The sequence below is a fragment of the Novosphingobium sp. KA1 genome (assembly GCF_017309955.1).
GTDB lineage: Bacteria > Pseudomonadota > Alphaproteobacteria > Sphingomonadales > Sphingomonadaceae > Novosphingobium.
The window spans coordinates 1559559-1580000 of sequence record NZ_CP021248.1; the positions used below are offsets into that span (position 1 = coordinate 1559559).

The following is a 20442-nucleotide window of genomic DNA, read 5'->3' on the forward strand; positions in this document are numbered from 1 at the left end:
GCCCCGCAGACCGACCGGCCCGGTCAGCCGACCGTTTCGCCTACGCCCGCCTTCTCGAATACCATGCCGCGCCAGTTGTCGTCGGCTGCGTCCTGGCAGGCTTCGCGGTAAGCCTTGAAGCCGCCGGTATACATCGTCAGCCCCCGCGCCTTGCCCGCCACGTTGGCGCCGGTGTACCAGGTCTTCGCCTTGCTCACGAGCGTGTTGAGCGAGAGTTCGTGGACCAGGTCCATCCACTCCTGCTCGGCCTCGCCGGTGGGTTCCATGGCGGTCAGGCCGGTTGCGCGCATATGTTCGATGGCACCGGCCAGCCAGTTCACGTTCTGCTCGTTGATGGTGAAGATGTTCGCGAGCGCCGAAGGGCCGTTGGGGCCGCAGATCATGAACAGGTTGGGGAAGTCCTTCATCATCAGGCCGAGGTAGGAATGGGCGCCGTCCTTCCACTCCTGATTGATGGTCTTGCCGCCGCGGCCCACGACGTCGAAGGCCATCAGCGCGCCGGTCAGGCCGTCGTAGCCGGTGGCGAGGATCAGCATGTCCAGTTCGATCTCGCGCGTGGCGGTGCGCACGCCCTTCTCGGTCAGCCCGACGATCGGCTCCTTGAAGCAGTCGACGAGGTTCACGTGCGGCTCGTTGTAGGTCTCGTAGTAGTTGGTATCGAGGCAGGCACGGCGCGCAAAGATCGGATAGCCGCGCGGTTTCAGCGTCTCGGCGGTCTCGGGATCGTTCACGACTTCGCTGATCTTGCCGCGCACGAATTCGGCGACCTGCTCGTTGGCCTCCTCGTTCTGCATGAGATCGGCAAACGAGCCGAGGAAGGTGTGGCCGCCGTTCTGCCAGGCCGATTCCATGATCGCCACGCGCTGTTCGGGCGGCAGGCTGAAATAGGGGCGCGTGGTCGCCGGGCGCACGCCGCCGAGCGGGCTGTTACGCGCCCCTGCGCGCATCGCGGCAAGGTTGCGCTTAATCTCGGCGGTGTATTCGGCGCTGTGCTTGTGGTTGCGCATCGGCATCGTGAAGCTGGGCGTGCGCTGGAACACCGTCAGTTCCTGCGCTTCCTTCGCCACCACCGGGATGATCTGGATACCGGTGGAGCCGACGCCGACCACGCCCACGCGCTTGCCTTCGTAGCTGACCGGCTCCTTGGGCCAACGGCCGGAGTAGTAAAGCTCGCCCTTGAAGCTGTCGAAGTCCTCGAAATCCGGCTTCTTGGGCACCGAGAGCGGGCCCGTCGCCATCACCGCATAGGTCGCCTCGAACGTCTTTCCGGTGCTGGTGCGGAATGACCAGACCTGCCGCGCCTCGTCATAGGCGGCGCGTTCGACGCGGGTCTCGAACAGGTAGTCCTTGCGCAGTTCGTGGCGGTCGGCGACGAAGTTGATGTACTCGAGGATTTCCGGCTGGGCGGCGAACTGTTCCGACCACGACCATTCGGCATCGACTTCGGGCGAGAACGTGTAGCAGTAGTCGATGGTCAGCAGGTCGCAGCGCGCGCCCGGATAGCGGTTCCAGTACCAGACCCCGCCGACGTTATCGCCGGCCTCGATGCCCAGCACCGAAAGCCCCATCTCGCGCAGCTTGTAGACGGCGTAGAGGCCGCCGATGCCCGCGCCCACGACGATCGCATCGTAAGTGGCGTCGACGTTTCCATTCGTATTTTCAACCATTTCGCCCATCTCTCCTGGGAAACCCCGATCCGCCAATCATGCCGTAGCACCTTGCCGGAGGCCGAAGGTTTGGGGCCCGGCGGACCCAAAATCACATCCGTGCAGTGCGCCTCACGCCGCCGCGACGAAGCGCGCGAGGTGATGTTCGGCAGAGCCGTAGGCACTTTCGAGCATCATCTGCCGCTTGAGGTGGTGGCTGATGATCAGCTCGTCCGAGAAACCGACGCCGCCGTGCAGCTGCACCGCTTGTCGTCCCACATAGAGCCCGCATTGCCCCACCCGCGCCTTGGCTGCGGAGACGACGCGGCGGCGTTTCGGCGCCGGCAGGCCAAGGCTCAGCGTCGCGCGGTAGGACAGCGAGCGCGCCTCTTCGAGCGCGATGGCCATATCGACCGCGCGGTGCTGCAGGGATTGGAAACTGCCGATCGCCACGCCGAACTGCTTGCGCGTGCGCAAGTATTCCAGCGTACCGGCGAGCGCCGCGTCCATCGACCCCACCGCTTCGGCAAGATGCGCGCAGATCGCCCTATCGACCGCGAGTTCCACGTCCGCCAGCGCGCCGTCCGTCTCGCCGATCAGCACCGCGGTGACGCCGCTGAATGTCAGGCGGGCATGGCGATGCTGGTCGATAGCGCGGAAACGCTGCACGGACAGCCCCGGCGCATCGGCACGCACGAGGAACAGGCTGACGCCTTCAGCATCCGAAATCCCGCCGCCGGTCCGGGCCGTGACCACGAACCAGTCGGCATCGGCGCCATCCTCGACATGCAGCTTCTCCCCGGTGAGCGTCCATTCGCCGCCGCTGCTGCGCTGTGCCGAAAGGCCAACCCACGCAAGGTCGTAGCCGCCATCGGGTTCCAGCAGCCCGGCTGCGACCTTGGCGGTGCCTTCTCCAATCGCGCCGAGCACTTCCGCAGCCGCATCCCCGCCATCGCCGAGCAGCGCAGGCACCAGCACCGCGCTGGCGACATAAGGCACCGGGATCAGATGGCGCCCCATGCCTTCCATCACCGCCATCACATCGACCGGCGATCCGCCAAGCCCGCCGTGCTCCTCGGCAATCGGCAGCATCAGCCAGCCGAGTTCGGCCATCTGCGCCCAGGTCTGCGCGGTGAGCCCGTCAAAGTTCTCCAGCAGTTTGAGCCGGTCGCTCGACGGCCAGAGGTCCTTGCCGAGACGGTCGGCACTATCGGCCAGCATGCGCTGTTCATCGGAAAATTCGAAGTTCATGACAGCCTCACAGACCCAGCGCACGGCGGGCGATGATGTTGTGCTGGATCTCGCTCGACCCGCCGTAGATCGAGGTGACCCGCGAATAGAGAGCGCCCTGCATCGCATAGGGCATGTCGACAGGGCCTTGCCCTTCCAACGCGCGGAAATGCGCCGCTTCGGGACCCAGCGCCTCGATCCACAGCGCGGTGCCGCGCTGGTAGAGGTCGGACCAGCGCAGCTTCACCATCGACCCGCGCGGACCGGAATCCGCGCCCGAGGCAAGGTCGGCAAGCAGGCGCAGCACCATGGTTTCCAGCGCCATCGCCTCGATCTCGAGCTGGGCAAGCTGGGCGGCGAAAGCGGGCGTCTCGATCAACGGCATGCCGCGAACCTTGCGTGCGGATGCGGCCTCGCGCACGCCGTCGAGCACCTGCGGCAGGTGGATCGCGGTAGCCGAACAGACCATCCGCTCGCGGTCGAGCAACACCTTGCCGTATTCCCAGCCGCGCCCTTCCTCGCCGACGAGGTTGCCCACCGGCACCCGCACATCGTCAAGGAAGACTTCGTTGGTGGTGTACTTCTCGTCCATCGTCTCGATCTTGCGGATCGCGATGCCGGGGGTGTTCATATCGACCAGCAGCAGCGAGATGCCCTGCTGCCGCTTGGGTTCCTGCGACGTGCGGGCCAGCACGAACATGTGGCTGGCGACTTGCGCATAGCTGGTCCACATCTTCTGCCCGTTGAGGACGTAGTGGTCGCCATCACGCACGGCGGTGGTGCGCAGCGAGGCGAGGTCGGACCCAGCGCCCGGCTCGGAATAGCCCTGACACCACCAGTCGTCGGCATTGATGATGCCGGGCAGGTAGCGATCCTTCAGTTCCTGCGAACCGTAAGTGAAGATGATCGGGCCGATCAGTTCGAGGCCCTGATGGAACTGGATCGGCGCTCCCGCACGCGCGGATTCGCTTTCGAAGATGTAGTTCTGCGCAGGAGACCAGCCCGGCCCGCCATATTCGACCGGCCAGGTCGGCGCGCCCCATCCTTTAGCGGCAAGCGCCTTCTGGTAGGCGATCAGTTCCTGCGGTTCGAGCCGCAGCCCCGCGCGCACGCGGGTAAGCCATTCGGCGGGCACGTTCTCGGCGAAAAAGGCGCGTACCTCTTCGCGGAAGGCCAGTTCGGCGGATGTGAATTCGAGGTCCATGAACAGGTCACTGCCTGCTTCCCCCGCCTCCTTGCCAGTACGAGGGGGCCCCGCGCCCCGCTAATTTCAAGTGTGATAGATCGCCTCGGCAATTCCCCTCGCGCCAAGCCCGGTGATCGCCAGCATCCGGCCCGCGTCCGGGTGAGCGCTCTTCAGCTTGTGGCCCGAATCGGCGATGGTGGTCACGTAAAGCGTGGCCAGATCGGGGCCGCCGAACGCCGGACAGGCCGGATAGGGCACGGGCAGATCGATGGTTCGGAGAAGGTCTCCCTCCGGCGAGATGCAGCCGATCTGCTGTGTCGTGACCAGCGCGACCCACAGCCGTCCTTCACTATCGACCGTCGCCCCGTCCGGTGCCGCACCGATCATGCTGCAATCGAAAAATGCCTCCCTCGGCCCGAGCGCGCCTGTTTCGGGGGCATAGGCATAACGGCGGATCACGCCCTCCAGCGTATCCGACAGGTAGAGCCAGCACCCGCAGGGTGAAAAGCAGAGCGAATTGGCCAGCTTCATCCCCGTTTCGACCCTAGTCGCGGTGCCACCATGTTCGAGGCGCCAGACGCCCGCCAGCGCCTCTGCTTGCCCGCCATGCTGCATGGTGCCGGACAGGAACCGCCCCTGCCGATCGGCCTTGCCGTCGTTGAAGCGGATGGCGCCCTCCCCGATATCCGGCGCGGCAATCGGCTGCGCCTGGCCGTCATCCGCGATCAGCGCGAAGTGATCGGCAAAGGCCGCGACCAGAACCTTGCCGCCCATTGCCAGGCCGATCGAACCGACCGGCTGCGAGTATGTCCATTCGCGCTGGACAACGCCAAGCCCATCGGCGGCCATGACCCGGTTGAGGCGAATGTCGACCCACCAGAGCCAGCCGCGCCGCGCATCCCAGACCGGACTTTCGCCAAGATCATTGCGGCAGTCGGTGAAAAAGGCGATGTCCATCACGCTTGCTCCCGCTCCGCCGCCGCCCGGACGATGGCCGGGACACCTTCGGAGCAGGCGTGCAGGCCAAGATGGGCAACCAGTTGGAAGACCTGCGCGATCTCCTCGGGACTGGCCCCGGCATCCAGAGCCTCGCGCACTTCCGCACGCACTGCCTGCCGTGCAAGATGCGTGGGCGAGGAAGCCAGCGCCAGGCGGATCAGTGCCCGCTCCGCCCGAGTCAGCACCGAAGTCCGGTCGGCGGTTTCGAGAACCCCGGCCAGAGCCTCGGTCCATTCGGGCGAAACGGCGCCCATCGCCTCCAGCCATCGCGGCGATGCACCGCGCAAGGCTTCATGACGGCGCAGCGCCATAGCCCCCTTCGCCGATGTCGTCAGGGCCTGCCCGCGCCGGGCCAGTTCCTCGCCCAGCAGGTCCATGCCCATGGCCACGCTGTCCAGCCCCTGAAGCGTCGCGATACAGAGCACTTCGATCAGTTCCGCCGGTGTACATCCCGCCTCGAGGGCAATGCGGATGTGGATTTCCAGCCCGGCTTGAAACAGATGCGTGGTGGAACCATCGACCGCAACGTAGATCAACTCACGCATCCGCGCCGAGAGCGGCCCGGTGCGCGCGGGCGTGGAGGAATAGGCGAGGTAGGCGTCCAACCACTCCGGCGCGTGGTCCAGCAGGCCGTCGTTGAATTCGGCCCAGTACCCGCGCGCTTCGATATAGCGGCGCTTGAACGCCTGCTTTTCCGCTTCCGACTTCATCGTCTATCCTCTCTGCAAGGACAGGATGAAATCGGTCGGCGGGAACGCCTGTCGATAACCGAACGCGCCCCCGCCTGAAAATCACCAGCGTGATCGAAACCTATTCGGCGGCCTCGGCGTAGTGCTGTTCCTCACGGATCGCCTTGAACTCGGCGATGCACTCCTTCATCGTCTCGATGATGTCGTACTGGGCCTTCGAGATCCGCTCCGCCAGCCCGCCGACTCCGACCGCGAGCGGGATGCCGTGGATCTTCTCGCCCAGCGTCATCGAGATCGAGGAGACTTCCGGCGTCGGCTTGTTGGCCATGTAGGCATAGCCGGTGTGCCGCGCCCAGCGGATCTCGCGCATCAGGTCGGCCAGATCGAAACGCTGACGCTCCGCCAGCTGGTAATAGTTGGTGTAGCGACAGATCTTGTCGATCTCGCGGTCCTTCATCTCGCTCATCAGCGCGAGCCCTCCGGCGGAATCGACCAGCAGGCGCATCGTGCCCACCGGCGGCGGCACCTTGAACTCATGCTCGGGCGCCTTGAGGATGATGTACTGGACAAAGAGGTCGTTCTGGGTGCTGAGCCCGACCGTCTCGTCGGTTCGGCGCTGCAGTTCGTCCACCAGCCAGCGGTAGCTCTCGTCCGAATAGACGTAGCCCGGCAGCCAGTTTCCGAGCGCACCCACGCGCATCGTCGGCAGGTAGGTCCGCGTCATGCGGTTGTAGTTGAGGTAGCCCATCACGACCATGCTCTTGAGCAGGTTGGTCGCGCTCGACTGGGGGTAGTCGAGCGTCGTGTAGACTTCATGCAGGCGCATGGGCCTGCGCTCCTCGGCAAAGAGTTCGAGCACCTCAAGGGTCCGTGACGCCGATTTGACCGTTCGCCGGATCATCATCGCCTCTCCATTTTTCGGCCGGCTCTTGCGACCTTGTTTTATGCATTCGTTTGTAGACCTGGATCATCGCAAAACGGAATGCCCGTCAAGCCGTATCACATATGTGATATGTGCAGGACTCCCATCTGCCGGCGATGCGCGCCGGGAAGCGGATCGGGCGGTCATATTTCGCCTGTGATATTGGCCGCATGCTTCCGGCTCGCGATTGCCGGAAGGCCGCCGCGCTCTACCTCCCAATCCCTCAGGTCCGCACAGGACCGACCATGCGGGAACAGGAGTTTAAGGCGGATGATGGGCCAGATGATGGGGCTGATGCAGTATCTGCCGCTGACCATCGGCAGCGTGATCGACCATGCCGAACGGAACCACGGCGCCACCGAGGTGGTTTCACGGCGGCCGGACGGCGAACTGGAACGCACGACCTGGGCCTGCGTGGCCTATCGAGCGCGGCGCCTTGCAAGCGCGCTCGATGCGCTGGGCGTAGCGGCGGGCGAACGGGTCGCCAGCCTTGCCTGGAACCGCACGCCGCACCTTGAGCTCTATTACTGCGTTCCCGCCAGCGGACGCGTGCTGCACACCCTCAACCCGCGTCTGTTCGAGGAGCAGATCCGTTACGTCCTCGCCGATGGCGGCGCGCGGGTGCTGTTTGTCGACCCCGACCTGCTGGGCCTTGCCGAAGGCGTGCTGGCGATCCACGACGCGCCCGTCACCGTGGTGGTGCTCTGCACGCGGGAGGCCATGCCGCCCTCCTCGCTCCCCGGCCTGATCGCCTACGAAGACCTGCTGGCAGCCTCCCGCCCGCTCGCTGCATGGCCGAACCTCGACGAACGCGCTGCCGCCAGCTTATGCTACACTTCAGGCACCACCGGCGCGCCCAAGGGCGTGCTCTATAGCCACCGTTCCACCGTGCTCCACGCGCTCTCGCTGCTGACGGCGGATTCGATGGCGCTGTCCGCCCGCGACAACGCGCTGCTGCTGCCGCCGATGTTCCACGTCAATTCCTGGGGCGTGCCCTATGGCGCGGCGATGTGCGGAGCGAAACTGGTGCTGCCGGGATCGCAGCTCGACGGCGCCTCACTCCATGCCCTGCTGCGCGACGAGGCGATCACGTTCTCTCTCGGCGTGCCGACCGTGTGGTTCTCGGTACTCGACCACATCGACCGCACGACGACAGCAGAAGATCGCGCAGACCTCAGGCTGGAGCGCGTGTTCATGGGCGGCGCCGCCACGCCGCGCGCACTCGTCCAGCGGTTTCGCGATACCCTCGGCGTCGAGACGATGCAGGCCTGGGGCATGACCGAAACCAGCCCGGTCGTTGCCGTCACCCGCCCGATGGGCCGCCACCATGGCCAACCGTGGGACGAGGAACTCGAACTGCGCGCCAAGGCCGGGCGCTGCCTCTTCGGCTGCGAAGTCGGAGTGGCGGACGGAGACGGCAATGTCACCGGCCCCGGCGCCGATGCCGTGGGCGCGCTGGTCGTGCGCGGTCACTGGGTCGCCAGCGGCTATTTCGGCAAGGAGCCGGGCTCCGCGCTCGACGCACAGGGCTGGTTCGACAGCGGCGACATCGCCCGCATCGATGCCGACGGTTTCATCCAGATCACCGACCGCGCCAAGGACGTCATCAAGTCCGGCGGCGAGTGGATCTCCTCCATCGATCTGGAGAATGCCGCCGTCGCTCACCCCGCCGTCAAGGAAGCCGCCGTGATCGGCGTGCCGCACCCGCGCTGGCAGGAACGGCCGCTGTTGCTGCTGGTATGCCATCCGGATGAGGACGTGGGCCGCGAAGAGATGCTGCGCCACCTTGAGAGCCATGTCGCGCGCTGGTGGCTGCCCGACGACATCGTGATCGTCGACGAACTGCCGCACACCGGCTCGGGCAAAGTCGTCAAGGCCGATCTGCGCCAGCAGTACCGCCACCACCTCGATCCTGCACACTGACTTTAAGGCCCCGATCATGACCACCATCTATGCCGTCGCCGCGGCCCGCACCGCCATCGGCGCCTTCGGAGGCGCGCTCAAGGACCAGACGCCCGGCGATCTCGGCGCCCATGTCGCCCGTGCCGCCGTGGCCCGCGCCGGGATTGCCCCCGAGGCTGTCGGCCATGTCGTGTTCGGCCATGTCATCACCACCCACCCGCGCGATCACTTCGTGGCCCGCATCGCGGCGCTCGGCGCCGACCTGCCGGTGGAAACGCCGGCGCTCACCGTCAACCGCCTCTGCGGCTCTGGCCTTCAGGCGATCCTCTCGGCGGCGCAGGCGATCATGCTGGGCGACTGCGCGGTAGCGCTGGGCGGCGGCACCGAAGTGATGAGCCGCGCGCCGTTCTACCTCCCCGACATGCGCTGGGGCCGCAAGATGGGCGACGGTGCCGTCATCGACGGGCTCAACGGCGCGCTCACCGATCCTTTCCACGAGATACTGATGGGCGTAACGGCAGAGAACGTCGCGCAGCGCCACGGCATTACCCGCGAAATGCAGGACGCGCTCGCCCTCACCAGCCAGACCCGTGCCGCCCGCGCCATTGCCGAAGGCCGCTTCCGCGACCAGATCGCTCCGTTCGAATTGACGACCCGCTCCGGCACCCGGCTGTTCGAGGAGGACGAATATGTGCGCCGCGATGCCACGCTGGCCGATTTCGAGAAGCTGCGCCCGGTGTTCCGCAAGGCCGAAGGCACCGTGACGGCAGGCAATGCCTCGGGCATCAACGACGGTGCCGCGGCGGTCGTGCTGGCCAGCGAAGAGGCGGTGCGCCAACATGGCCTGACACCGCTCGCCCGGCTCGTGTCCTACGGTCATGCAGGCGTGGACCCGGCCTATATGGGCATCGGTCCGGTCCCCGCGACCCGTGCCGCGCTCGCCCGCGCCGGCTTAAGCGTGGCCGACCTCGACGTGATCGAGGCGAACGAAGCATTCGCAGCACAGGCCTGCGCCGTCGCCGCAGAACTCGGGCTCGATCCGGACAAGGTGAACCCCAACGGCAGCGGCATCGCTCTGGGCCATCCGGTGGGCGCGACGGGGGCGATCATCGTCACCAAGCTAATCCACGAACTGCACCGCAGCGGCGGTCGCTACGGCCTCACCACCATGTGCATCGGCGGCGGTCAGGGGATCGCGGCAATCTGGGAGAAAGTGTAGAGACTGCACACCCCATCTAATTTTTGCAACAAGACGTCAAAATCATTGCGTTTGATAGGTCATGGTAAATCGTCGATGGGTGGGCGCAACACTCCCCCTAGCGGACGAATACCATGGCCACTGCCGCCCAGATCGACACTTCCAAGCCCCCACTCCCTCGCCCTCCAATTCCTTATGGCTGCACCTTCGACGCCGATGACTGGTACGTGCTGGCCAGGCACTGGTATCCGGTGGCGCTGGTTCGCGAAGTCGGCACCGCCCCGGTCGGCACCAAGCTGCTCGACCAGCCGATCCTCGTCTACCGCGCGGGTGAGGACATCGTCGTCGCCACCGACGTCTGCCCGCATCGCGGCGTGCCGCTCAGCATGGGCACCCAGCAGGGCGACGGCGTGGTCTGCCCTTACCACGGCCTCAAGTTCGGCAGTGGCGGCAAGTGCGTCCACGTGCCCGCCCACCCGGCGCGCGACATTCCCGCCCGCCTGCACTTGCGCACGTTCCCGAGCGTCGAGCGCTACGGCCTCGTATGGACCTGCCTCGATGCCGAAAGCGACGTGCCGCCGCCGGGCGCCATCCCCGACATGCCGCACTGGGACGAAGCCGAATTCCAGCAGATCACCTGCCCGTGGATCGACATCAAGGGCTTCGCGGGCCGCCAGCTCGAAGGCTTCCTCGACGTTGCCCACTTCGCCTTCGTCCACCACGAGACTTTCGCCGATCCCGACAATGCCGAAGTGCCCTCCTACACCACCAGGCGCACCGAATACGGCTTCGAGGCGGAATACTGGAGCAGCGTCGGCAATTATCCCATCGGCCTGACCCAGCGCGGGGTACCGGGCTTCCGCTGGCTGCGCCACTTCCGCTGCCACCTGCCTTTCACCGCGACGCTGGAGATCCATTTCCCGGGCAAGGACCGCCTCGTCATCATGAACGCGGCTTCGCCGGTCTCTGCCCGCACCACCCGGCTCTTTGCGCCGATCGCCCGCAATTTCGACACCGACCTACCGGTGCAGGACGTCTACGACTTCAACCGCAAGGTCTTCGAGGAAGACAAGGCGATCGTCGAGGCGCAGATGCCCGAATGGCTGCCGCTCGATCCCACCGACGAAGCGCATATCCCCGCCGACATGAGCTCGATGACCTATCGCCGCGCGCTCAAGGCCATCGGCCTCAAGCGCTTCTTCGGGTATTGACGCGGCGCTGCGTCAGGCCTTGCTCGATTGCCGCCACGCTTCTTCGGCGATCAGATAGGAACCGACAAGGCCCGGTGGCTCCGGCGAACGAGGCAGGAGGAGTGCCTCGTCCGCCTTCGCCGCGTCCCACTGGACGCAGTAGCCATTGAGCCGCGCCAGCGTTTCGGCACGGACCTGATCGAGCAGGAATGGCCGGCTCATCACCCCGCCGCCCAGCACGATCCGCTGCGGCGCACTCGTCAGGATCAGGGTCATGCAGAGCTGCGCGAGATAATCGGCCTGCGCCTCCCATGCGGGATGGTCTTCGGGAATCTCGCGCGCGGTCATCCCCCAGGCGGCGTGCAGGGCCGGACCGCTCGCCAGGCCTTCGAGGCAGTCTCCGTGATAGGGGCATACCCCCTCGAACCCGGCGTGGGCGGGGTGGCGCCGCACGGCGATATGCCCGCATTCCGGATGCCCCAGGCCGCGCACGCTATTGCCCTGGACCACGATGCCCGCACCGATCCCGGTCCCGACCGTGACATAGGCCAGGCTGCCGACGCCGTGGATGCGCATCTCGGCAAGGGCCGCGGCATTCACGTCGGTGTCGATGCCCACCGGAACGCCGTAGCGCCTCCCCAGACGCTCCGGCATGTCGGTGCCTTGCCAGCCCGCCTTGGGAGTGGCGAGAATTTGCCCGTAACGCGGTGAAGCAGGGTCAAGATCGAGCGGTCCGAACGAGCCGAGACCGATGGCCGCGAGCGGGCCTAGTTCATCAATAGCTCCATCCAGAAATGCCTCGACGTCCGCCAGCGTGGCCTCTGGATCGCGGGTCGGAATCGTCGCCGTGCGAAGCGAACCCTTGCCGGTTCCGATACCACAGACAAATTTGGTGCCGCCTGCCTCGATCGCGGCGAACATACGGGGCCCGGGCGCGCTCACTGGACCACCGTGGCCTGCGCGGCGCGGGTGCGGTCATTTTCAAGGGCATCCACAACCGGCGTGAGGCGGAAAGTGAAACGCAGCGGAGCAACCGGGACACGGTATTGCGGCAGCGGCCGCCCGACCTCGTTCCAGGTCGTGTCCCCGCCCACGCCGGACTGGATCGCATCGACCATCAGCGAGCCGGTCTCCTGCGGCACGATGTCGGTACTCCTGCGTGTACCCGGCGCGCGGCGGGAGAGGTCTGCATAAGGGAAGGCAAGCGCGTTCATCGTCAGCGGCCGGTCCCCGGCGATCCGCAAGGATGTCCCTTGCTCCGGCGAGAGCTGCATCCAGCGCACGTCGGTCTTGCTGCCGGTCTCCTGCGGGCGCTGGTAATCGTGGTTCTGCCCGGCAATCGCCCCGCGCCAGAGCGCGATCATCGCGCTGGTCTTGCGGTCGGCGTAGCTCTCATGCGGTCCGCGTCCATACCACTCGACGGTCTTGAAGCCGCCGACCGTGGCAAAGGCGAACCCGATGCGCAGCGGATCCGGCAGATCGGTGGAGACCGGCGTGAAAGCACCTTCCACCTCCACGCTGCCGTCGCCCGCCATGCGATAATGCGTCTCGAAACGGACGGCCTCGCCCTTCCCGGATTCGTCGGCGAAGGCATAACGCACCGTCACTTGCGCGCCGGTGGCCGTACGCGCGGCGGTGATCGCCGTCACCTTGCGCGCCGCCTCGATAGCTTCCCAACGCGCATCGGCGCCGTCGGGGCGGGTGCCGATATCGTTGTCGGTGAGGGCGCGGGTGAAGGACGGCGCGCCCCCCTTTACCAGCGCCTTGCCGCCGGCAGCATAGCTCGACACGAGCCCAGTCGTGCGGTCCACCGTCAGCATCGCGCCGCCGGCGGAAAGACGGTAGCTACCCGCATCCTTTGCCAGCGTGACCTTGACCGGCCGCGCGACATCGGGTGCCGGACTGGAGCCAAGCGAGAACTGCTCCCAGCCGACCACCGCCCCGGCCTTGACCAGCGGCACAGACCCTTCCTTGGCCGTGGCGCGCACGGTGAGCATGTATTCCGAACCGGGATTGCGCGTGAATGCGGGCAGCGGCACCGCAAACGCCTGTTTCCCACGCGCCGGGGTGGAAAGCGCGGGAAGCGCGCCGTGGGCGATGGCCACGCCGTCCTCGTCCAGTTCCCACTCGAAGGAAAAGCCCGACAGGTCGCGGAAGTCGTGACGGTTGAACACTTCGATCCGCCCTGCTGCAGCATCGAGCGCTGCAAACTGGATCGGCGAATAGACCTTCTGCACTTCGAAAAGCTGCGGATTCGGCGTGCGATCGGACTGGTTGAGGCCGTCGCCGAACTCGATCTCGCCGCGCGGATTGGGACCGAACGAACTGCCGTCGCCCCAGAAACGGCGGCCATCCGCGGCATAGCGGTAGATAGACTGGTCCACCCAATCCCAGATGAAGCCGCCCTGCAGACGGTCCTCATGGGCATGGATAGTGTCCCAGATCTCCTTGAAATTGCCGCCGGAATTGCCCTGCATATGGGCATATTCGCATTGGATCATCGGCTGCGGATATGTCTCGGGATGCGCGGCATAATCGACCATCTGCTCGATAGTATCGTACATCGGCGCATAGATGTCGACGTAGGCGTTCGGCCGGTGGTCGCTGATCTGCGAGTGGCCGAGGAACGAGATCAGGCGGGTGGGATCCAGTGCACGGGCCGCGGCGGCGGCTTTCTCGAAGGTGGGGCCAACGCCCGTCTCGTTGCCGAGCGACCAGAAGATCACCGAGGCATGGTTCTTGTCGCGCTCCACCATGTTGGTGACGCGGCTGACGTGTGCGGCTTCCCAGGCAGGATCGTAGCCGAGCAGATAAGTGGCATTGTCCTTGGCGCGGTTGGCGGCGGAGAGGTATTCGTGGCTCTCGATGTTGGCCTCGTCCATGACGTAGAGGCCGTATTCGTCGGCCAGGTCGTAAAGCCGCTCATCATTGGGATAGTGCGAAGTGCGCAGCGCGTTGACGTTGTTGCGCTTCATCAGTTCAATGTCGCGGCGCATCGATTGCTCGGAGATCACGTGGAAGTGCTCCGGGTCATGTTCGTGCCGGTTGACGCCGCGAATGGTGATCGGCTTGCCGTTCACCGTAACGAGGCCGTTTTTGATCGCCACCGTGCGGAAGCCGATGCGCCGCGCGGTCGCCTGTACCGTCCCGCCGTTGCGATCGATCAGTTCGACCAGCAACGTATAGAGATCGGGCGTTTCCGCCGTCCACGGACGCACACCGGGGATCGCACCGTTCAGCCTGACCTCGCCGCCCGCTGCTTTCGCGCTGCGGGTGAGCAGGATCTTGTCACCGTCCAGCACCGTCGCCCGCACAGTCAGACCGCGCGCGGCAAGCGAAGTCTTGAGCGTCAGGTCGAGCGTGCCATCGCGGTAGTCGTTGGCGAGACCGGCGCGGGCGAAGACATCGTCCACCCGCGCGCGCGGCGCGGCGATAAGGTAGACCGAACGCTCGATGCCCGAAACGCGCCAGAAATCCTGATCCTCCAGATAGGAACCATCCGACCAGCGCCAGACCCGGATCGAAACCGAGTTGCGCCCGGGCTTGACCAAGCGCGTCAGATCGAATTCGGAAGGGAGCTTGGAATCCTCGCTATAGCCCACTTCCCGTCCGTTCACCCAGACCCGGTAGGCCGAGCCGGCCGCGCCGACATGGAGGATGACGTCACTGCCCTTCCAGTCCGCCGGCAGATCGAAATCGCGGCGATAGGAACCGACCGGATTGGCATCGTGCGGGATCAGCGGGCGATTGGGCGGGAACGGATACCGGACGTTGTTGTAGAGCGGGCGGTCGAAGCCCTGCGTCTGCCAGTCTGCCGGAACCTGGATCGGCTTCCATCCCGACACGTCATAATCGGAACGGAAGAACCCTTCCGGCGCCTTGTCCGCATCCGGCGTGAAATCGAACTTCCACGTCCCGTCCAGCGAGAGATAGCGCTGCGAACGCACCGGATCATTGGCGATGGCCCTTTCACGGTCCTCGAACGGGAAGCCCGTGGCGCGGGCAGGCAACTTGCCCTTGGCGAAGACAGCCGGGTTTTCCCAATCGGGCCGTTCGGCGGACACTTGTGGCTGAATCGGCTTCGGCACCGGCGCGGCGGCAAAGGCGGACGAAGTGACGCCGATCGCTAGGCCGGCGCTGGCCAGCAAGAAATGTCTCGGCGGCATCATCGGGGAAAACTCCATTCAAGGATAGCGGCGGGGCCATCAAAGGCGATCCGCAAGTAACGGGCGGGTCCTGGCGACGGCAGCAGGATAGGAGAGCCGGACAGGTCCTTCATCTCCCTCACCGTGCGCCACTGCCTGCCGTCATCCGATGCAAGCAGCCGCAACGAAATCGGCGTGACCGGATCGGCCACGCGCAGTTCGCTAGCGCCGATCCGGCGCCCGCGCCCGGCATCGGCCTGAAGCCATGCACTGCCCTGCACTGGAGAGGCCCAACCGGTGGCGTAATTGTCATCGCCCGCCAAGGCAGCGGCATGGGCCGCATCCAGCACGGCGGACGCGCTGAGCCGGACAGGCTGCCCGGCACGGCGGCGCATCGCGGTGCCGGGAATACCCGGCCCGTCATGCGTGGGGCGGACCGCCCGCAGGCGCTCTCCCTCGACCACGAGCCGGTCAACCGCGACCTGGCGCCGGACTTTGCCGTCCGCCGAAGGGAACGGCAGTGCCTGCCGGTGGTAGAGGATGAAGTCCTGCCCGCCCGCCGCAAACACCGCATGATGGCCTGGGCTGATCACGCTACGCGCCGCATCGGTGGCAAGGATCGGCGCGTCCTCCGGCTCGGTGAACGGCCCCAGCGGAGAGGAACCCACAGCGTAGCGGACCTGATAGGTGTCCTTCGTGGTGTTGCCCCAGCTATAGGTCAGGAAGTAGCGTCCGCCGCGCTTGAACAGGAACGGGCCTTCGAAATAGTGCAGCGGGGTCACGTCCTGCGGCTCGCCGTCGAACGTCACCATGTCCGGCTTGAGGCGCACCACATAGCAGCGCCCGTTGACCCAGTTGAGCCCGGAGCCCCAGTAGAGATAGGCGGTGCCGTCATCGTCGATGAAGGCTTCGGCATCGATCATATGATAACCCGGCCGGTAATTGCCGGGGATCAGCGGGCGGCCATGATTGGCATCGCGCCATGGCCCGGCCGGGTGCTCTGCCACGCCAACCCAGACCTCGCTGCCGACCGAGACGTACATCCAGAACCGTCCGTCGCGCCCGCGCACGACCGAAGGCGCCCAGACTTTGCTCTTGTTGGAAGTGGCGCTGGTGGCCGCCAGCTTGGTCGGCCAGTTCGGCTCAGAGAAGGTCCAGTCGCGAAAATTGCGCGAACGCCAGAGGCCCAGCCGGTCGCCGCCCCAGGGATCCTCTGTGGCGAAGATGAACCACTCGCCCTCATACTGCACGATCGAGGGATCGGCGAAGTAGCCGGGCAGGATCGGATTGCGCGCGCCCGGATCGATCGCCACCGCTTCCTTTTGCGCTGCCCGGGCAGGAACGACGCCGCCAAGGAGCGCCGCACCCGTGAGGGAAAGTGCCGCTGCAAGACGGATCATCTCCTACATGGCCTCGCCGATGGCTTCGAGCGAGCGGCGCTTGGTCTCCGGGAAAAACACCAGCACAGCCACGAACTGCAATGCCATCATCCCCGCGAAAAGCCAGAACGGCAGGGCGCGGGCATGCGCGGCCATCAGCGGGAAGCCGAAAGCAATCACCGCATCCATGAACCAGTGAACCGAGGAACCGAGGCTCTGCCCGCGAGCACGCACGTCGGTGGGGAAGATCTCGCTGATGTAGACCCAGATCACCGCCCCTTGCGAAAAGGCGAAGAACGCGATGAAGCCGATCAGAAGATAGAGCAACCAGCTTTGCGGCGCACCGCCGCCGAAAATCACCGCGACCCCCGACAGTGCAGCGGTGAGGCCGACCGAGCCGATCAGCAACAGGGTCTTGCGACCGATCCGGTCGATCACTGTGAGTGCCAATGCGGTGAACAGCAAGTTGCAGGCGCCGATGACGATGGCCTGGCGGTCCGCCGAGACGCCGGAGAAACCCGCCGCAGCAAAGATGTCGTTGAGGTAATAGAGGACTGCGTTGATGCCGGAGAGCTGGTTGAATGCGGCAATGGCGATGGCCAGCAGCATCGGTCGGTGGTGCCGCTTCCAGCTGAGGCGCGGGGCGTGCGCCTGCTCTTCCGCACGGCGCCAGACGGTGATTTCGCCCGCGACATCGGCATTACCCAGCTTGGCGAGCACTGCGGCCGCTTCCGCCTCGCGCCCCTTGGCGAAAAGCCAGCGCGGGCTGTCTGGAATGGTGCGCATCATTACCAAGAGCACGAGCGCGGGAAGCGCCGTGATGCCGAACTTCACGTGCCAGTCAAGCGCACCGAGTTCGAGGCTCGATACGAAGTAGTTGCTGAGATAGGCAACCAAAATCCCCAGCACGACGTTAAGCTGGAAGGCGCCGACCATCATGCCCCGCCGCTCGGCAGGCGCGATTTCGGCGATATAGACCGGCGCCAGCACCGAAGAAGCCCCGACCGCAAAACCAGCCAGCACCCGCATGATCAGCAGCATCGGCCAATTCACCGCCAGCAGGCAGCCCACGCCGGAAACGAGATAGAGCAGTGCGATCACTGTCAGCGACGCGCGCGCGCCATAACGGTCCCCGGGAATACCGGCAAGCAAGGCGCCCGCCAGCGTCCCCCAGAGCGCACTGGAGACGGTAATCCCAACTCCGGTAGCGTCGAGACCGAAAGCAGTGCGGATGCCTTCCGTTGTTCCGGCGATGACCGCCGTGTCAAAACCGAACAAGAGCCCGGCGAGCGCGCCGACAAGCACGCCCCGGAATAGCGTTACATTCATCCAAACTGCCCTTCCCAACCAACATTCTGATTTTACGATATAACCTTAAAGAGTCCCTCGGGTGACACCCCAAAAGGTATCTCCCGCTGCATCTGACACGGCCGCGCATGGATAATCTACGAAAACCAGACTGCTGGATTGAAATCGAGCCACCGACCTGATCACCATGAACATGGTCCAACCTCTCGTTCGATCACGCGGCTATCTCCCGCAGGTGGTTACTCGTCCGCCAATGCGCTAAGCAGACGCCTTTTCCGTGTCCATCGTGAATGATGCAGCGATCAAGTCAGAAATTGGCTGGAACGTCGATCCCGGACCGCGCCGCACCGCCCACATGAGAAGGTGCGCGTGATCGGAAACGTACCGTTTGGGCTCGCCATGCGACTTGATCCCATTCCGGAAATGCCCTGCCCATCGCTCATAACGAGAGTCTTGCAGTTGAAATTGACCCTGTCCAAGTGGTCGGTCTTTTGCAGACGCAAAAAAGGCCCCATTTATGGGGCCTTTTGTCTTACTCGTATTGAGTAATTTGAGATTGTGAATGGGTTTTAAGCTACGCTGTCTACAATGCCTGGCGACGTCCTACTCTTCCAACGCTTGAGCGTTAGTACCATTGGCGCTGACAGGTTTCACGGCCGAGTTCGAGATGGGATCGGGTGGGTCACTGACGCTATGGTCACCAAGCAATGGAGACAGCGTGCTGTTTTTTAATCGATGTATGCCCGTGCTTTATCTGGCTGGATGATCGTCCGATCATCTTTGACGGTTCTGCTTTTTAGGCAGGGTTGTCATTGATGGTGGGATTCATCAAGCATGAACAGAGTTATTAGGACCGGTTAGCTCCATGCGTTACCGCACTTCCACACCCGGCCTATCAACGTGATGGTCTATCACGACTCGAAGATACCTAATCTTGAGGGAGGCTTCCCGCTTAGATGCTTTCAGCGGTTATCCCGTCCATGCATAGCTACCCTGCTGCGCGGCTGGCGCCACGACAGGTACACCAGAGGCATGTTCAACCCGGTCCTCTCGTACTAGGGTCAACTCCTCTCAAGTATCGACGCCCACGGCAGATAGGGACCAAACTGTCTCGCGACGTTCTGAACCCAGCTCACGTACCACTTTAATTGGCGAACAGCCAAACCCTTGGGACCTGCTCCAGCCCCAGGATGTGATGAGCCGACATCGAGGTGCCAAACGATTCCGTCGATATGAGCTCTTGGGAATCATCAGCCTGTTATCCCCGGCGTACCTTTTATCCGTTGAGCGATGGCCCTTCCACGAGGGACCACCGGATCACTATGACCGACTTTCGTCTCTGCTCGATTCGTCAATCTCGCAGTCAGGCAGGCTTATGCCATTGCACTCTTGCAGCCGGTTTCCAACCGGCCTGAGCCTACCATCGCGCGCCTCCGTTACTCTTTAGGAGGCGACCGCCCCAGTCAAACTACCCGCCACAGAGGGTCCCTGTACCGGCTAACGGTACGAGGTTAGACATTAAAAAATCACAGGGTGGTATTTCACCTATGGCTCCACACCAGCTGGCGCCGGTGCTTCAAAGCCTCCCACCTATGCTACACAATAATTTTCCAATGCCACTCTGAAGCTGCAGTAAAGGTGCACGGGGTCTTTCCGTCTAACCGCGGGTACTCCGCATCTTCACGGAGAATTCAATTTCGCTGAGCATATCCTGGAGACAGTGGGGAAGTCGTTACGCCATTCGTGCAGGTCGGAACTTACCCGACAAGGAATTTCGCTACCTTAGGACCGTTATAGTTACGGCCGCCGTTTACCGGGGCTTCAATTCGGAGCTTGCACTCCTCCTCTTAACCTTCCGGCACCGGGCAGGCGTCAGACCCTATACGTCGTCTTGAAGCCGACTTAGCAGAGTCCTGTGTTTTTGCTAAACAGTCGCTACCCCCTGGCCTGTGCCCCCCGACAGTGCTTGCGCATAGCCGGGGCCTCCTTCTTCCGAAGGTACGGAGGCAATTTGCCGAGTTCCTTCAGGATACTTCTCTCAAGCGCCTTGGTATACTCTACCTGACCACCTGTGTCGGTTTCGGGTACGGTCTATACGGTGGGGCTATTTCCTGGAACCTCTTCAAAGCACAACCAATCCGATAAGGTTGTACAATACACGAGATCCGTCACACACCACCAGGCCCACGAATATTAACGTGGTTCCCATCGACTACCCCCTTCGGGCTCGTCTTAGGGGCCGGCTCACCCTGCTCAGATTAGCTTTAAGCAGGAACCCTTGGTCTTTCGGCGAGAGGGCATCTCACCCTCTTTATCGCTACTCATGTCAGCATTCGCACTTCCGATACGTCCACGGTCGGTTACCCTCCCGCTTCACTCGCTTACGGAACGCTCCGCTACCGCTCAGATCAAAGATCTGAACCCTAAGCTTCGGTGCATCACTTTAGCCCCGTTACATTTTCGCCGCAGGAACCCTTATTTAGACCAGTGAGCTGTTACGCTTTCTTTAAAGGATGGCTGCTTCTAAGCCAACCTCCTGGTTGTTTTGGGATTCCCACATGCTTTCCCACTTAGTGATGACTTGGGGACCTTAGCTGTAGGTTAGGGCTGTTTCCCTTTTGACGACGGACCTTAGCACCCGCCGTCTG

General features: G+C 64.2%; 13 protein-coding genes and 2 rRNA genes (1 of these 15 cut by a window edge). 3 read left to right on the forward strand and 12 right to left on the reverse strand.

Going from position 1 to position 20442, the window contains the following annotated elements; all coding sequences use genetic code 11:
• Nucleotides 1-23: 23 nt before the first annotated feature.
• The 6 genes from CA833_RS24525 to CA833_RS24550 all read right to left on the reverse strand — a co-directional run bounded on the left by CA833_RS24525 (nucleotide 24) and on the right by CA833_RS24550 (nucleotide 6654).
• Nucleotides 24-1667 (reverse strand): NAD(P)/FAD-dependent oxidoreductase, encoded by a 1644-nt coding sequence (locus CA833_RS24525; protein ID WP_207080523.1) that lies wholly within the window; start codon nucleotides 1665-1667, stop codon nucleotides 24-26.
• A gap of 111 nt (nucleotides 1668-1778) precedes the next feature.
• Nucleotides 1779-2897, reverse strand: coding sequence for an acyl-CoA dehydrogenase family protein (locus CA833_RS24530; protein WP_207080524.1), 1119 nt, complete (start codon nucleotides 2895-2897; stop codon nucleotides 1779-1781).
• Between the two features lie 7 nt (nucleotides 2898-2904).
• Nucleotides 2905-4080, reverse strand: a complete 1176-nt coding sequence (locus tag CA833_RS24535) for an acyl-CoA dehydrogenase family protein (protein ID WP_207080525.1) — start codon at nucleotides 4078-4080, stop codon at nucleotides 2905-2907.
• 66 nt (nucleotides 4081-4146) lie between these two features.
• Nucleotides 4147-5019 carry an SMP-30/gluconolactonase/LRE family protein gene (locus CA833_RS24540; RefSeq protein WP_242526489.1) on the reverse strand — a complete coding sequence of 291 codons (873 nt, stop codon included), beginning with the start codon at nucleotides 5017-5019 and terminating at the stop codon, nucleotides 4147-4149.
• Nucleotides 5019-5771 carry a carboxymuconolactone decarboxylase family protein gene (locus CA833_RS24545; protein WP_207080527.1) on the reverse strand — a complete coding sequence of 251 codons (753 nt, stop codon included), beginning with the start codon at nucleotides 5769-5771 and terminating at the stop codon, nucleotides 5019-5021. Before CA833_RS24545 ends, CA833_RS24540 begins: the two co-directional genes overlap by 1 nt.
• A gap of 100 nt (nucleotides 5772-5871) precedes the next feature.
• Nucleotides 5872-6654: a helix-turn-helix domain-containing protein gene (locus CA833_RS24550; RefSeq protein ID WP_312846182.1), complete on the reverse strand. Its 783-nt coding sequence runs from the start codon at nucleotides 6652-6654 to the stop codon at nucleotides 5872-5874.
• Between the two features lie 288 nt (nucleotides 6655-6942).
• Between CA833_RS24550 and CA833_RS24555 the strand changes: the two genes are divergently transcribed.
• The 3 genes from CA833_RS24555 to CA833_RS24565 all read left to right on the forward strand — a co-directional run bounded on the left by CA833_RS24555 (nucleotide 6943) and on the right by CA833_RS24565 (nucleotide 10983).
• Entirely contained in the window at nucleotides 6943-8595 is a 1653-nt protein-coding gene (locus CA833_RS24555; RefSeq protein WP_207080528.1) for a long-chain fatty acid--CoA ligase, read from the forward strand.
• A gap of 16 nt (nucleotides 8596-8611) precedes the next feature.
• Nucleotides 8612-9793 (forward strand): beta-ketothiolase BktB, encoded by a 1182-nt coding sequence (bktB, locus tag CA833_RS24560; protein ID WP_207080529.1) that lies wholly within the window; start codon nucleotides 8612-8614, stop codon nucleotides 9791-9793.
• A 113-nt stretch (nucleotides 9794-9906) separates the two neighbouring features.
• Nucleotides 9907-10983, forward strand: a complete 1077-nt coding sequence (locus tag CA833_RS24565; RefSeq protein WP_207080530.1) for an aromatic ring-hydroxylating dioxygenase subunit alpha — start codon at nucleotides 9907-9909, stop codon at nucleotides 10981-10983.
• Between the two features lie 12 nt (nucleotides 10984-10995).
• Here the strand turns inward: CA833_RS24565 and CA833_RS24570 are convergent, their stop codons facing one another.
• The 6 genes from CA833_RS24570 to CA833_RS24595 all read right to left on the reverse strand — a co-directional run.
• Entirely contained in the window at nucleotides 10996-11883 is an 888-nt protein-coding gene (locus tag CA833_RS24570; RefSeq protein ID WP_207080531.1) for an ROK family protein, read from the reverse strand.
• Between the two features lie 17 nt (nucleotides 11884-11900).
• Entirely contained in the window at nucleotides 11901-15131 is a 3231-nt protein-coding gene (locus CA833_RS24575) for a glycoside hydrolase family 2 TIM barrel-domain containing protein (RefSeq protein ID WP_242526491.1), read from the reverse strand.
• Entirely contained in the window at nucleotides 15128-16507 is a 1380-nt protein-coding gene (locus tag CA833_RS24580; RefSeq protein WP_207080532.1) for a family 43 glycosylhydrolase, read from the reverse strand. The genes CA833_RS24575 and CA833_RS24580 overlap by 4 nt, the downstream gene beginning before the upstream one ends.
• 3 nt (nucleotides 16508-16510) lie before the next feature.
• The gene (locus tag CA833_RS24585; protein WP_207080533.1) at nucleotides 16511-17815 is read right to left on the reverse strand and encodes a sugar porter family MFS transporter; all 1305 of its coding nucleotides are present in this window, start codon (nucleotides 17813-17815) and stop codon (nucleotides 16511-16513) included.
• A 569-nt stretch (nucleotides 17816-18384) separates the two neighbouring features.
• Nucleotides 18385-18499: ribosomal RNA gene (gene rrf / locus CA833_RS24590) — 5S ribosomal RNA — on the reverse strand.
• 122 nt (nucleotides 18500-18621) lie between these two features.
• Nucleotides 18622-20442: ribosomal RNA gene (locus tag CA833_RS24595) — 23S ribosomal RNA — on the reverse strand (it continues 973 nt past the right edge of the window).